13 protein-coding genes and 1 pseudogene are annotated in these 13,582 nt (G+C 47.0%); 4 read left to right on the forward strand and 10 right to left on the reverse strand.

Features of this window, described 5'->3' with window-relative positions:
* Positions 1-45: 45 nt before the first annotated feature.
* The 3 genes and pseudogenes from INR79_RS28155 to INR79_RS21350 all read left to right on the forward strand — a co-directional run.
* A pseudogene (locus INR79_RS28155) lies at positions 46-444 on the forward strand (MmgE/PrpD family protein); the annotation flags it as partial.
* A gap of 16 nt (positions 445-460) precedes the next feature.
* The gene (locus tag INR79_RS21345) at positions 461-1,420 is read left to right on the forward strand and encodes an MmgE/PrpD family protein (protein ID WP_262415458.1); all 960 of its coding nucleotides are present in this window, start codon (positions 461-463) and stop codon (positions 1,418-1,420) included.
* 19 nt (positions 1,421-1,439) lie between these two features.
* Positions 1,440-2,273, forward strand: coding sequence for a phosphosulfolactate synthase (locus tag INR79_RS21350; RefSeq protein WP_223099749.1), 834 nt, complete (start codon positions 1,440-1,442; stop codon positions 2,271-2,273).
* A gap of 165 nt (positions 2,274-2,438) precedes the next feature.
* Here the strand turns inward: INR79_RS21350 and INR79_RS21355 are convergent, their stop codons facing one another.
* The 3 genes from INR79_RS21355 to INR79_RS21365 form a co-directional block, all read right to left on the reverse strand.
* Entirely contained in the window at positions 2,439-3,542 is a 1,104-nt protein-coding gene (locus tag INR79_RS21355) for a hypothetical protein (protein ID WP_223099751.1), read from the reverse strand.
* Between the two features lie 195 nt (positions 3,543-3,737).
* Entirely contained in the window at positions 3,738-4,358 is a 621-nt protein-coding gene (locus INR79_RS21360; RefSeq protein ID WP_223099753.1) for a LysE family translocator, read from the reverse strand.
* 402 nt (positions 4,359-4,760) lie between these two features.
* The gene (locus tag INR79_RS21365; RefSeq protein ID WP_223100227.1) at positions 4,761-5,792 is read right to left on the reverse strand and encodes an IS630 family transposase; all 1,032 of its coding nucleotides are present in this window, start codon (positions 5,790-5,792) and stop codon (positions 4,761-4,763) included.
* 443 nt (positions 5,793-6,235) lie between these two features.
* Here INR79_RS21365 and INR79_RS21370 point away from each other — a divergent pair, with 443 nt between their 5' ends.
* The gene (locus tag INR79_RS21370) at positions 6,236-6,694 is read left to right on the forward strand and encodes a DUF2778 domain-containing protein (protein ID WP_022612665.1); all 459 of its coding nucleotides are present in this window, start codon (positions 6,236-6,238) and stop codon (positions 6,692-6,694) included.
* Between the two features lie 338 nt (positions 6,695-7,032).
* Here INR79_RS21370 and INR79_RS21375 read toward each other — a convergent pair whose 3' ends face one another.
* From INR79_RS21375 to INR79_RS21405, 7 genes are read right to left on the reverse strand one after another with little or no spacing between them, the layout of a single operon-like run.
* A complete protein-coding gene (locus INR79_RS21375; protein WP_223099755.1) occupies positions 7,033-7,746 on the reverse strand; it encodes a 6-phosphogluconolactonase in 714 nt (237 codons plus the stop codon).
* Entirely contained in the window at positions 7,747-8,583 is an 837-nt protein-coding gene (locus INR79_RS21380) for a carbohydrate ABC transporter permease (RefSeq protein ID WP_004406955.1), read from the reverse strand. It abuts the gene before it with no gap.
* Positions 8,580-9,503 carry a carbohydrate ABC transporter permease gene (locus INR79_RS21385; RefSeq protein ID WP_004406957.1) on the reverse strand — a complete coding sequence of 308 codons (924 nt, stop codon included), beginning with the start codon at positions 9,501-9,503 and terminating at the stop codon, positions 8,580-8,582. The genes INR79_RS21380 and INR79_RS21385 overlap by 4 nt, the downstream gene beginning before the upstream one ends.
* Positions 9,500-10,573 (reverse strand): ABC transporter ATP-binding protein, encoded by a 1,074-nt coding sequence (locus INR79_RS21390; protein WP_223099757.1) that lies wholly within the window; start codon positions 10,571-10,573, stop codon positions 9,500-9,502. Before INR79_RS21390 ends, INR79_RS21385 begins: the two co-directional genes overlap by 4 nt.
* 21 nt (positions 10,574-10,594) lie before the next feature.
* A complete protein-coding gene (locus tag INR79_RS21395) occupies positions 10,595-11,539 on the reverse strand; it encodes an ROK family protein (RefSeq protein WP_223099759.1) in 945 nt (314 codons plus the stop codon).
* Positions 11,536-12,423, reverse strand: coding sequence for a sugar phosphate isomerase/epimerase family protein (locus INR79_RS21400; protein WP_223099761.1), 888 nt, complete (start codon positions 12,421-12,423; stop codon positions 11,536-11,538). The genes INR79_RS21395 and INR79_RS21400 overlap by 4 nt, the downstream gene beginning before the upstream one ends.
* Positions 12,420-13,538 (reverse strand): Gfo/Idh/MocA family protein, encoded by a 1,119-nt coding sequence (locus tag INR79_RS21405; RefSeq protein WP_223099763.1) that lies wholly within the window; start codon positions 13,536-13,538, stop codon positions 12,420-12,422. The genes INR79_RS21400 and INR79_RS21405 overlap by 4 nt, the downstream gene beginning before the upstream one ends.
* Positions 13,539-13,582: the final 44 nt, after the last annotated feature.

Here is a 13,582-nt window from a genome sequence, read left to right on the forward strand (position 1 = left end):
TTCATGCTTGGTGACCGAAAGGAATCGAGTTTAAGGAGAATACCTATGGCTTTAGTGAATGAACTCGCCTCATACGTTGAAAATGCAAGCTTTGACCAGCTTTCCGACGATGCGAAACGCGAGTTAAAAATACGTCTATTAGACAGTTTAGGCTGTGCTATCGGGGCACTGGAAGGTGCACCCATCCGAAGAATTAAAGAACAAATTGACGAGTTTGGCGGAGCGCCTCTGGTCACGCTTATTGGAGGAGGAAAAACCTCCCCCGATCGAGCGGTACTCTACAACTCCGCCTTGGTTCGCTATCTGGACTACAACGACAGTTATCTGGCTAAAAAAGAAACCTGTCACCCTTCTGACAACATCGGAAGTGTGCTGGCAGCCACGGAGTACGCGAAAGGGCATGGTCGCGATTTCCTGACGGCGCTTGGTGTGGCTTATCAGGTTCAATGCCGTCTGTCGGATGTCGCGCCTGTCCGCCATAAAGGTTTCGATCATACCGTTCAGGGGTCATACGGCAGCCGCTGCTGGCGCTGCAAAAGCATTGAACCTGAATGCGGAACAAATCGCGAATGCAGTCAGCATTTCAGCGACCGCGTACAACGCACTTCGCGTTACCCGAACAGGCAACCTTTCGAACTGGAAAGGGCTTGCGTTCCCCTCTACGGGGTGGACTTCTACTCACTCAGCATTTCTGGCGATGCGCGGTATCACCGGTCCGGAAGAAGTCTTTGAAGGCAACAAAGGGTTTATCGATGCAATTGCCGGAGATTTCCAAATTCACTGGGCTGATGAGAATCTTGAAAAAGTCACCGATACCATTATCAAGAAATACAACGCCGAAATTCACTCTCAGTCGACCCTTGAAGGTCTGATTGAGTGGCGAAACGAGCATAACATCGACCCATCCCGAATCCGTTCAATTGAGTTAGAAACGTTTGATGTGGCTTATCACATTATTGGTGGTGGTGAAGAGGGCGGCAAAAAGCTGATTCGAACCAAGGAAGAAGCCGACCACAGCCTGCCGTATATGATGGCGGTCGCCATATTGGATGGACAGGTACTGCCTGCTCAGTACAAGCCAGAAAGAATCGAAAAACCGGACGTTCAGGAGCTGCTGCAAAAAGTGCATGTGAGTGAAAACCCAGACTACAGCGCAAGGTTCCCGGCACAAGAAGCCATCTCAGTCCGCATCACCTTAGACGATGGCACTCAGTTCGATGTTGCAAAAGTCGACTACGAGGGTTTCCACACTCGCCCTGCAAGCTGGGGGTTCATTAGAGAAAAATTCGACAGCCTGGCATCCCCGTTTGCTGACTCGCAGCTAAGACAAAATATTTTTGAAGTCGTCTCTTCATTAGAAGACTTCTCCATCTCTGAATTAACACAACTGTTGGCTCAAGTCCGCCGCGTTGCGGACTGATACAAGAAGGAACTTAAACATGACTGATATTAAAACCCATGATGTTGGATTTAACTTTCTCCAGCGCAATAAACGACCTGAAAAACCGCGCACAGTAGGGTTAACTGAAATACGCGCAGCGTACTATTCCAACTTTGGTCTGAATTATTTCAAAGACATCTTAGAAGCCTCAGGCAACTATGTGGATTCGATTAAGTTTGCCGGTGGGTCGTTCACCTTTATGAATCCGAAAAAAATCCGTGAGATTAACGATCTAGCCCACGATTATGGGGTGCAGGTTTCTACGGGCGGCTTCATTGAATATGTGATTCGCTATGGTCGTGATGCCGTACAGAATTATGTGCAGGACACCAAAGAGCTGGGCTTTGACATTATCGAAATCTCAACAGGTTTTATCTCCTTGCCGACTGAAGACTGGCAGCGAGTGATTGAAGATGTCCAGAAAGCGGGGCTGAAAGCCAAGCCTGAAATAGGCATTCAGTTTGGTGCAGGTGGCGACACCGAGCAGGCGGGTCTTGAAAGTGAAGGTATACAGGATACGGGCTTTGCGGTAGAGCAAGCTAAACGCTTCCTGGATGCTGGGGCTTACATCATCATGATCGAATCTGAAGGCATCACAGAAAATGCGGATCCGTGGCGTGTAGATGTACCGGCACAGTTCATCAATCAGGTTGGGTTAGAGAACCTGATGTTTGAAGCCGCCGACCCGAAAGTGTTTGAGTGGTACATCAAGAACTACGGCATCGACGTGAACCTGTTTGTGGATCACAGCCAGTTGGTTCAGCTCGAATGTTACCGTCAGGGTATCTGGGGAACTAACTCAGTCTGGGGGCGCATCAGTAGCTACCGATAGGTAGGCACAGAACGGGAAAAACTATCTTTGTTTGGACTTTATGGCGAGAGAGTCGTCCGCTCCACAATGTACTCTTAGCCTTTGTCATCCCCCGAATTTTTTCGGGGGATTTTTTTGCATTCGACCCATGAGTATAAAGAGCCAAATAATGATTAAAGGATTCCTTTACATGCAATTGTCACAGTGGGTTGTGAAGTACTCATCCATAGCGTTTTTTAGGTAACGGGACATGTCGTCGCGGTTGTACTTCCTCACGCTGTAGCTTTGTTCCAGATGAACAAAACGTTTCTGCGAACTGCTGGCATTAGTGTGGCAAGCGTTTGAAGAGTGGTTGGTGAAACGCCCCTGCACGTTCCAGGTGCCGCCTAAGCTGGTTGTGTCGTTCCCATAAATACAGGCTTCAATCAGGTTTTCACTTTCCACCTGACGACGCAATGCATGCATAAAGCTCGAGCTGTTGTCACTGGTGGCGTATCGCACCCCTTCACTGATATTGAGCATCTTACTGCTGGTGGTGCCACACTGCTTTTGCAGCTTTTTCAGGGTGGTAGAGCCAAAACCGTGGTACTGGATAAAGACGGTGTTAGGTGTCGCAAATTCATCAATGCTTTCATGCACAGACTGAAAATACGACGATGTTTGGTGGGCAACGTCGCTCTCTTTGTAATTGCCGTTGGTGCACTGGCTGAGTGTGGTATTGCTGTTTCGGTGTGTACCCGCCAGCATCAGATATTTACTGCTGGTGTAGAAAAAGTCATCAATGGACTGAGTGGCGGTAAACAGGTCGTGTCTGGGGTGTGGTGCCTGCAAAACTGCGCTGACGCCACTTGGGTCATAAACGTAGGTCCCCCCGCCGTTAGAGCGAGAATCACTCAATGGGTATTTTTCCTGCAACACATAAAACAGCTTCCCAGTAACCGAGTCGTGGTATTCAATCACATCGTAATCGAGTGGAGAAACCAAGTTAGAGGCTGCGGATGTGTTGCCGTCCATCAACGCCTGAAATGCCGATTTAAACGTCGCAAGATCCTGAGCTGAAGGCTGCTCCCAGGCATTATCTCCTTTCGACCCGTAATCGATGCCTTTCAAATACGCTCTCAAGTCACCGAGCATGATTTTTGTTTGAAAGTGTATCGGATTTAAGTGATCGGGAAACGGGGGCAATTGATTGGCAGCCGCAGGGAAAACAGCCAAAGCCGAAGCAATCGCAATTCCGGTCAGAGTAGTTTTACGTTTTGCTGCAAACTGACGAGTTATTTCTATCAACATGAAGACTCCTTTCAATATCTACCATTTATTGATTGTGTGAATGTAATGGCTAAGATATTTGAGCTTAACTGTATAACATGCTGATCTTTATGTAAGTTGAACGCTTTTTTCTAGTTTATAGACAAGTGTTTCATATTCGTGAAATCTTGCCTTTTGTGTAGAAAATTTGTTAGCCCGAAGTCAGGTTATCTGTGGTCAGCTTCTCTGTATGGTCGATGTTAAAAGCCCAGCGCCCACCATGGCTCCTCCTCCCACTTTATTGAGTACGACTCTGGATCGATAGCTTTGCATTTTGTGACTGATGATTCCGGAAAAATAGGCAAAACAGCTGATCGTAATGGAAATAACACCGAGAAACGTGACCATTAATATCAGTAACTGAGGTAACGCAGGTGAAGCTGATGAAACAAATTGGGGCAAAAATGCCACAAAGAAAACAATACCTTTAGGGTTAAAAGCAGTAACCAGAAAAGAGGATCGAAATAATCCAAAACTTGAAAGACCGGATCCTTTAAGAGTGATGTCTGTTTGCGGAGCTTCGCGCCACGCTTTAATACCAAGGTAGATCAAGTAGCCGACACCTAACCATTTCAACACGAGAAACAAACTCGCGGACGTCGCCAGAACAGCTCCAAGACCAATCAACGAAAGCGTCATCGCCGTCAGGTCTCCTAACAACACACCTAAAACCAATGGTGTCACCGATTTTCGACCATGCGCCAATGCCTGCCCAACAACTAAGATCACTGTTGGTCCCGGAATAATGGCAAAGACAAACACGACGGTAACAAAGGCAACCCAAACTTCCATGTTCATAGTTAAGTCCTCAAACAGTTCTGAGTGACCTTTGAGTGTAATTCACACAAAACAAAGCGGCTATCAACATAGGTGAGACTGTGAGTGATTTTTGTACGAATTGACGTTTGCTTTAGTCCGATGAAATTTGGTTACTTATATGTTTCATGATCTACTCTGTCTGCTGTTGCCAAGTGATCGTATGCGGCCTCACACCATTTGGCGATGTCTGCATATGCATCTACGTTTGCTGAATTTTGCTCGTGTTTAAAATCAGTGCTCACACTCATTAACAAGAGCATAGCTATGTGCTCAGGTTGAGGCTTCTGGATCATAAGCATTTTTTCGGCATAGTCGCGAATGTCATTACTTGGAATTCTATGACTCAGCTCTTGGTACTTGCTGGTAAGCCTATATACCGAATCAACTTGAAGATGCAGGCTTGAGAACCTGAAAATTGTCATTAATTCGAGATGCCAAAGAGCCTGCGATCTCTGGAAGAGTCACTGCAAAAAATTGGTCTATCGCCGCCTTGAAGTCCCGTTTTCGTTTGAAGTAAACGTTGTTCCTCGACTTCTCATTCATCACTTTCCATAGCCGCTCTATTGGGTTGAGGTTTGGACTGTAAGGCGGAAGATAATGCAGTTCAATATTCAAGACAAACGCCGCATCTTTGACTAAGTCACTTCGGTGATATCCCGCACCATCTAAGATGATATGAAGCTTATGGGTTAACGGATAGCTCTCTCTTAACTGACAGAAAAAACGAACAATCGATTCACTGTTAATGCGCTCATAATCGTGGACAATGGTTGCCCCAATATCCGAAAGGTTCAGTGCACCAATCATGTTCAATCGGCTACGATTACCCGTTGTTTCAATCACTTTATCCTGACCAGCTCGTATCCAGCCATGAGATATTTTTGTGGATAGTGTTGGGTGAACGGCATCGATAAAGACTATTGATTCACTCTTGCCACATCTTGCCTTTAGCGCTTCATAAGCCTCTATGAATGCAAGCTGCTTTGCTTCATCAAACTTGTGTGGAACGCCTTTCGGTTGCTTGTAGCTAAAACCATTGTGGTGAAGCCATTTGTTCATACCCGAAACCGTGTAATCAAGCCCAAATGCCTCTTTAACGTAGGCGACAATTTGATGTGTGTGAGAATAGGTTTTCTCAGTCAAATGCTCGATTAGGTTCATTGTTTGAGTAGCAGAAAGCTTACTTTGGCTTCCACCATTTTCAGGCTTGAGCTTGTTCGATTGCAGGTAATCTTTGATATGTTGTCGAACAGTGGATTCATGAATAAGAAGTGCATCAGCAATTTCCTCGGGACTCCAACCATTACTCGCGTGGATAACTGCTTTTATACGGTCACGAACTCGTCCATCACGAGTCGTGCTATGTTGTTTTTTGAGTTCTTGCTTCTGTTGATTGGTCAGAGTAATTTTCATAGCTGCTAGCATGATCCTCTATTCGAAGAAAATCAAGCACCTTCAATGATCACGGGTATAAACCATAACTCGCTTGGATGGTGTGGATTCTTCGGGTAACGTATTGACGGTTGCTTTTAATGCGTCAATTGCACACTTAGTTGATTTCTTTCTAAAAGAAAAAGCTCTTATTACAAACGCCAAAAATACAAAAACAAAAGCAAAAGTTACATATGTCATTACGTACCCTAAAGTTAACTGGTTAGCTACCGTGAACTAAAGTTTAGTACTATGCCTATAGTTTCGCATTTGTACTCGCTGGCGTATTTAAAGATCACATTAGCCTACGATATTATGTTTTTGGTGCAGTTTGTTTGCATCTGATCGCATATGCTTGATATCAGGCTTAAACCTAGTAGAGAAAGAAGTAGACTTGGCTTTTTTACTAGTATGTGAGTTTATTAATGCTTGAGTTTACATTTGAACTGAATGGTGAAGAGCTTTCTGAATTGAAATGTGGCGCTTCGTCTTATCCTGCATTCTCTGGTGAAGGGACAAACAGAAACGACAAAACGGCTCAATGTATCGTTGGGAGTGGTCCAATTCCAGTAGGGACGTACTATATTTTTGATAGGCAATCGGGAGGAACCCTTGGCCCGTTGCGTGACTATTTTTCTGGAAAAGATCAATGGTTTGCTCTCTACGCAGCTGACAGCAAAATGGATGATGAAACCATCTGTGTAAATATCAAGCGAGGACAATTTCGATTACACCCTAAAGGTCCTCTTGGCGTCAGCAAAGGTTGTATTGTTGTTGAGCATCAGAGTGACTTCGCAACTATCAGGGCACGACTAAAAAATACGTCCACAATTAAGGTACCTGGCGTCGGGTTAGAGACCTATGGAAGAGTGATTGTGAAATGAAAGCCATCGCAGTAAAGCTGATTCTTGTCGTAATTTCTACTTTATTTTTCTCATTTATTTGGTTGAGATATCCTCAGTTTTTTCCCAGCTTATCTGAGGATCAAGCTATTAAGTTAGTAAACTTTTTTGGAGCCAAAAATGGTGAGCAAATAGCCGATTTAGAATTATATTTGGTTATGACCTGTTCATTTGTTTTTTCCATAGCTCTATGCCTAGCGTATATTATTAAGGCGAAAACTAGTGACAAGTAGCGATTGAACGCTGAATAACCAAAGTTTAATGCAGGTATCTTGATAGCCGTTAATCATGATCAAATGATTAGGTTAAGCTTCTTGCAATCAATCCAACAAAAGCGCCTCGTCATCGGCGACGATCTCTACATTTGGGTGCAGCTTTAGCAGGCTGGCGGGGAGTAGGGTTGTGATGTCGCTGTCGAGAAGTTTGTTTAGGATTTGCTGTTTGTGTTTTCCCGTCACGACCAAAATCACTTTGTCACACTCCATTATGTCGCCCACGCCAATTGTGATTCCAAACTCCACATCATATTGATTGTTCACCATTGGGTGCTTCTTCGACATCGGGTGCAGTTCAACCACTGAAGTTCTGTGGGGCAAGGAATGCGAAGGTTCAAGAAAGCCAATGTGCCCATTCAGCCCCAGACCCAGGATGCACAGTGAGGAGGAGGGCATGTCCGCCAAACGTTCCCTTACTCTTTTGGCTTCATCTTCAATCGGGCTTGCTGATCCATCAAGTGAGAGATAGTGGTGAGGCTCAATTCCCCAAGGTCGAATCACTTCCCGTTGCAGTTGATATTCGCAACTGCTGCCATTGCCTTCAGGCAAGCCAACCCATTCGTCCAGTTTGATGATGGTGACTCGGGATGTATCGGTATACAGAAGTTGTTCTGCCGCAATCTGATAGGCGTCGGAAGGAGTGCCGCCGGATGCCAGAATAATTCGACACGCTGGGTTTAGCTGAACCTGCGCGGTTAGCTGGCGGGCTACATAAGTGGAGACATCTTGATGGGTTTTCAAATGAGTAATATTCATCATTTATCCTTTGATGGCACCTGCGGTTAAACCAGACACTATCTTGCGTTGAAAAATCAGTACCAGAACAACTAAAGGAACCGTCACTATGACCGACGCAGCCATGATTGCGCCAAAAGGCAGTTCGTAGCGGCTGGCTCCTGAAATAAGAGCGATGGCGACAGGAACGGTGCGCACTTCGTCATTCAGCACAAACGTAAGCGCAAACAGAAATTCGTTCCATGCCGCGATAAACGCCAGTAATCCGGTACTGACCAGAGCGGGGGCGAGTATCGGAAAGAAAACATGAGTGATGATTCGCATGGTAGAACAACCATCCATTCGTGCCGCGTCTTCCAGTTCCTGTGGCAGTTCTTTCATAAAAGTGGTGATGACCCAGACAGTAAACGGCAAGGTAAAAATCATGTACGACACGATCAGCGCCCAAAGAGTGTTGTACAAGCCGAGCAGATTGATCATGCCCAGCAAGCCAGAAAGAATCACCACCTGCGGAAACATCGACACACTGAGAATCGCCATCAGCATCGCCGTTCTGCCTTTGAAGTTAACTCGCCCAAGCGCGTATGCGGCAGTAACAGACAGCACTAACGAAAGTACGACCACAGCGGTTGCGACAAACAGGGAGTTAAATATGTTTCGGATAAAGGTGCCATTGCTGAGCACGCTGATGTAGTTATCCCAATGAATGGCAGGAAAGAACTCCACTTTGAACAGGTCGGCACCTTGTTTAAATGAAGACACGATTGACCAGTAGAACGGAAACAAAGTGTAGAGCGCAATGATGATAACCAAGAGATAAAACAAAGCTCGGCTTAGTGCTGTTTGTGTGGAGTATTTCATCGGGACTCCTTACTTGTCAGGCTGCTGCGAGACACGTAGAGGTAGCCGACAGTGACAAGGGCGACAATAAAAAACAGTAATGTTGAAGCCGCAGCGCCAAACCCTAAGTCCTGAAAATCGACCATCTGTTTTCTGGCAAAAATGGACATGGTGATGGTGGATTCGCTGCTGCCCGTGAGCACATATGCCAGATCAAACATCCGTAATGCGTCAAGCAGGCGGAACACTACAGCAACCAAGATGGCAGGTTTTAGCAGTGGCAAAGTGATGTGCCAGAAAACGCGCCAGGCGGGAACATTGTCGACTTTAGCCACTTCATAAATGTCTTTAGGGAGCATCTGAAGCCCCGCCAGAATCAGCAGGGTCATAAATGGCGTGGTTTTCCATACATCGACAAAGATGATTGCAGTCATTGCCCATTCCGGATCTGCCGTCCAGGCGATTTTTTCACTGATGATGCCCAGCGACATGGCAAGCTGATTAATCACACCATACTGATCATGGAACATCCATTCCCACATTCTGGCAGACACAATGGTGGGAATTGCCCACGGAACCAGCACAACAGCACGCATAATGCCTTTAGTGGGGAGGTTGGCGTTAAGTATCAGGGCGATACCTAACCCCAATATTGTTTCGAATGCGACGGATACTACCGAGAAGTACAAAGTATTCCAGACAGAGTTCCACCAGCCAGAGTCGGTCAGCAGAAAGGCATAGTTTTCAAACCCGACCCAGCCAGCCTGTTCGGGTTCCATAAGTTGGGCATCAGTGAAAGAAAAGTAGAAATTCTTCAGTAGTGGGTAAAGTGCCACAAACGCCAGCACCAGTGCCATTGGCAAAATGTATAGCCAGGCTTCATACACCTTTTGCTGCCTGAGCCGATACCCAATCGGCGCTTTGTCAAAATCGCCGCTCATGGGTTTGTCCGCGCATCAATGTTTTTGCCATTGGCATCAAAGCAGTGAATCTCATCCCAGTTAAGCGCCAGCCAGACTTCTGTATCGGGTTGATAGCGGTGCTGACCATCGACGGCAACCACGAGTTTGAGGTGGGTACTGACTTTGCAATAAACATAGCTTTCACCCCCCAGAATTTCCGTGTGCGTAACGTGAGCTTTGATATCGTTGGAAGAGGATTCGAGAGAAAGTGCGATGTCTTTAGGGCGAACCCCAATCATCATTTTCTTGTCCATCAGCTTTCCTTCGACAAGATCGAGGTGCCCGCCCTGAAAATAGAATCCGTCGGCTTTCATTTCGCCTTCAATAAAATTCATTTTCGGAGAGCCGATAAACCCGGCGACAAAGCGATTCTTTGGCTTGTTGTATACGTCCAGCGGCGATCCAAATTGCTCGATCACACCGTTATTCATGACTACGATTTTGTCAGCCAGCGTCATGGCTTCGACCTGATCGTGGGTCACGTAGATGGTGGTGGCATCCAGCCTTTTGTGGAGTGTTGCAATTTCGACCCGCATATCCACCCGAAGCTCTGCGTCCAGATTGCTCAGGGGTTCATCGAACAGGAAGATTTTCGGCTCGCGTACTATGGCTCTGCCAATGGCGACTCGCTGACGTTGTCCGCCAGAAAGCGCGGCGGGCTTGCGATCCAGCAGGTACTCCAGTTTGAGAATTTCAGCCGCGTTTTTGACCCTTTTGGCGATGGCGTCTTTGGGTAATCGCGCAGTTTTTAAGGCAAATGCCATGTTGTCCCAAACGTTCATGTGAGGGTAGAGGGCGTATGACTGAAAGACCATTGCCAAGCCTCTCTGACCCGGAGCGACGTCGTTGACCTTTGTTCCGTCAATGAACACGTCGCCATAAGATTGCAGTTCCAGCCCGGCAATTAAGCGCAATAACGTCGATTTTCCGCAGCCTGACTGACCGACAAAAACGATGAACTCGCCCTGCTCAATGGATAAATTGATGTCCTTGAGGACTTCAGTCTGACCAAAGGATTTGTAGATATTCTTTAAAGACAAAACTTCCATGCACTGTCTTCCTGTTTCACCCTAACTCATGTGTTCTGCAATGGCTAAAGCAGCGCCTACGGTGCCAGAGCGATGACCAAATTTGGCTTTGTAGATGGGAATGTTCTGACACTCTTCCGCCCAGATTCGGTCTCTGAGCGTCACTTCCATAAACATATGGTAAATGTTGTGGGCGCACCCCAGACCACCTCCCATCACGATCGCTTCCGGATCCAGCATATTGACCATTTGGGCGAGCAAGCTTCCCAACACTTCACTGGCTAACTTTATGTATTGCCTTTCTTCACCGATGGAGAGCTCCGCTTTGGTCAATAGTTCGGGCAGAGTGTTGTAACGCTGGTCTGGATGGCTCATATTCCAGCAGTTCAGCAGCCCTGAACCGGATACCAGCGCTTCTGGCAAATAGTTAACTGCGCGCAGGTCAGGCGTGCAGGCAGTTAAGGTATTGCTGGCGAAGTGAATCGCGTACCCGTTTTTACCGCGCCAGGGCTTCCCGTTGTTAAATAAGGTATAGCTCAACCCAGTGCCAAGTGAGACATAGACAAAAGACTGGTGATCTTTACCTGCTCCCAGAGCAGCTTCGGCAAGCCCGGCAACCCGTACGTCGCTCTCAAACAGAACGTTTTCCACCGGGAAATCAGACTGGCTTAATGAACGTAAATTGAAATTCCAGTCACTCACGATTTTTCCATCGCTGTTCACCAGTTCTGGAAAGGCAATGCCGCATCCCTTGACCGGAATACTCTTAACGCTGGCGAACTCTAGGTGATGAGAGAGCAGCTTTTGAATGTCTGCAATGATGTCTTTTTTGGGGCGCTGCTTTTGAGTCGCCATCTGGGTTTCGCACAGTATTTTCCCTGTAGACACATCCACTAATGCCGACGCCATTTTGGTTCCGCCGATGTCGATACCAACGTAGGCATCGGGCAAGGCTTCCGCTGTTTTGTATACCGCTTGTTGACTCATGGTGTACCCAGCCCGAGTCGTCTGGCGTAGTCAAAACTGTTTTTGGCATGGGTATACGCCATGTTGTGAATGTCAGGGTAGATGTCTTGTTCAATGACGGCAAAACCTTTAAACGACTGCTTTTCCAGCTCTTGTTTGATGGCGTGAAAATTCACGGCACCTTCGCCAAGAGGCACCATTACTCCGAGCTCGAATGCTTCGTCGTCACTCAGGTTTTTCTGTTTCACCTTTTCACGAATGGATTGGCTCATGTCCTTGAGGTGGTAATAGTGAATTCTGGACCCAAACTCGCGAATAAAATCCTCTGGCACGCCTCCGGTATATAGGTGATGCCCGGTATCAAAGCATAGGTTGACGTAATCAGGGTGGGTGTCATTCAGCAAGCGTAAAATCTGATGCTCGTTTTCAATACATGTGGAGATATGTGGGTGGAAAACGTACTCCAGCCCATACTCTTCCTTAACTATTTTGGCGGTTTCCCCTATAACGGAAACCACGTGTTTCCAGTCCTTAAGGCTAAGATTTCTGTCGCTGGGGTGTTTGTAGAGACTGTCACCATCCATAAAGACAAAATACTTTGCGCCCAAGGCTTCCAACAACGGGCAGATCTTATTGATGTCTCGTTTAATGTTGTCCAGTGCATTGGGGACGATTAAGTCAGACATATGGGCAGAACTGCACACCTGAAGGTGGTGGGCATCCAGTTCATACTGAAGTTGACCTATGTCTGTTGGCAGATAGCCGTAAGGGCCCAGTTCAATGTTTCGGAATCCGCACAAGCTGGCTTCATCAAGAAATTTTTGCCAGTTTGGTTGCATGTGATCTTTGGGATACCAAACCCCCCAGGAACATGGGCAGGTGGCTAAGGTAATCTTGCTGCTCATGACTTACCCTCTTGCTGGCGATCTTCTATGTATAAGTTCTCTGCGATGCAGTCTATGGCTTGCAGAACCAACTCTAAGTCCTGTTGTGAATCCTGCAGGCTGGTGAGCACGGGGGCGTTGGTCGTGAGAGTTTTATGCCAGTAGAGAAGCTCCAAATTGAACTGATCCTGATAGAACGGACCGTGCATTTCGCTTGGATGATGCCCCTCACCACTTTGAAGCTCCAGGCTGGTGGGTAAATTGCGAATGTAAGGGGTGGGGTAGTTGATCTTCAGTCGCTTGGTGTCGGACGTAATTTCTATACTGGCATCGACTCTTGGGATGTTGTCGATCAGGATTTCATAGGTTGCGAAAAATGACCCGTAATCCAGCGTCAGCCCGATATTTTCACCCGTTGGATTACAAAATGCACTGACGACGCGTTTTGGCGGCTGAATCAGTTGCCGAAGCGCGGCCAGGTTGTGAATCGCAGCCCCGGTCAGCACTCGGTAACATTTCCACAAAAGATCAGAATGCGCTTTTGCTCCGAGTAATTCGTGCCTCTGGAGATCTTCTTCCAACTTGCTTCGCTCAATCTGACTGATGTCATGATCAGAAGGGTAATAGAGGTCGGATACTTGTGGCAGAAAGTAATCGCCTTCGCGTTGCAGATCTTTCACCCGAACGCTTTTGATTTCGCCTAGTTCAGAAAGCTTGGTTTGAGCAAGGGCGTACGCTTTGGCATACACTCGCATGTATCCGACAGTAACGTCGACCTGATGCTGAGCCGCTAATTCTATGAGCTCACTGACATGTCGGGGAAGCAAACAACTGGGCTTTTCCAGTAGTATCGGTTTGCCTGCCTGCACGGCCAGTTTAGTGTGTGCGAAATGCATCGGGTCGGGGGACATGATGATCACCGCATCAACGCTGTCACTCTCTATCAGTTCTTCCGCGCTGTTGTAGCCATTGGCAACGTGATAGCGCTGGCAGACTTCAGTAACCAGTGTCTGGCTGATATCAAATACCGCAGTGACCTGGAATTTATCGGGGTGATGAAACAGGGTTGGAAGGTGCAAACTTTGAGCGGCTTCTCCCAAGCCAATGAGCCCCAGTCGAACAGGTGATGTCAGCATACTGTTCTTGTTTCCCTAATGTTCTCTGATTGACTGGGCAGGAG

The organism is Vibrio sp. SCSIO 43132, assembly GCF_019904195.1.
GTDB lineage: Bacteria > Pseudomonadota > Gammaproteobacteria > Enterobacterales > Vibrionaceae > Vibrio > Vibrio nigripulchritudo.

What these genes read in the sequence shown, in the direction of transcription:
- INR79_RS21355 (WP_223099751.1), bottom strand. Translation starts at nt 3,542, where the DNA reads ATGTTGATAGAAATAACTCGTCAGTTTGCAGCAAAACGTAAAACTACT.
- INR79_RS21400 (WP_223099761.1), bottom strand. Translation starts at nt 12,423, where the DNA reads ATGAGCAGCAAGATTACCTTAGCCACCTGCCCATGTTCCTGGGGGGTT.
- INR79_RS21365 (WP_223100227.1), bottom strand. Translation starts at nt 5,792, where the DNA reads ATGAAAATTACTCTGACCAATCAACAGAAGCAAGAACTCAAAAAACAA.
- INR79_RS21380 (WP_004406955.1), bottom strand. Translation starts at nt 8,583, where the DNA reads ATGAAATACTCCACACAAACAGCACTAAGCCGAGCTTTGTTTTATCTC.
- INR79_RS21345 (WP_262415458.1), top strand. Translation starts at nt 461, where the DNA reads ATGTCGCGCCTGTCCGCCATAAAGGTTTCGATCATACCGTTCAGGGGT.
- INR79_RS21385 (WP_004406957.1), bottom strand. Translation starts at nt 9,503, where the DNA reads ATGAGCGGCGATTTTGACAAAGCGCCGATTGGGTATCGGCTCAGGCAG.
- INR79_RS21395 (WP_223099759.1), bottom strand. Translation starts at nt 11,539, where the DNA reads ATGAGTCAACAAGCGGTATACAAAACAGCGGAAGCCTTGCCCGATGCC.
- INR79_RS21390 (WP_223099757.1), bottom strand. Translation starts at nt 10,573, where the DNA reads ATGGAAGTTTTGTCTTTAAAGAATATCTACAAATCCTTTGGTCAGACT.
- INR79_RS21405 (WP_223099763.1), bottom strand. Translation starts at nt 13,538, where the DNA reads ATGCTGACATCACCTGTTCGACTGGGGCTCATTGGCTTGGGAGAAGCC.
- INR79_RS21360 (WP_223099753.1), bottom strand. Translation starts at nt 4,358, where the DNA reads ATGAACATGGAAGTTTGGGTTGCCTTTGTTACCGTCGTGTTTGTCTTT.
- INR79_RS21370 (WP_022612665.1), top strand. Translation starts at nt 6,236, where the DNA reads ATGCTTGAGTTTACATTTGAACTGAATGGTGAAGAGCTTTCTGAATTG.
- INR79_RS21375 (WP_223099755.1), bottom strand. Translation starts at nt 7,746, where the DNA reads ATGATGAATATTACTCATTTGAAAACCCATCAAGATGTCTCCACTTAT.
- INR79_RS21350 (WP_223099749.1), top strand. Translation starts at nt 1,440, where the DNA reads ATGACTGATATTAAAACCCATGATGTTGGATTTAACTTTCTCCAGCGC.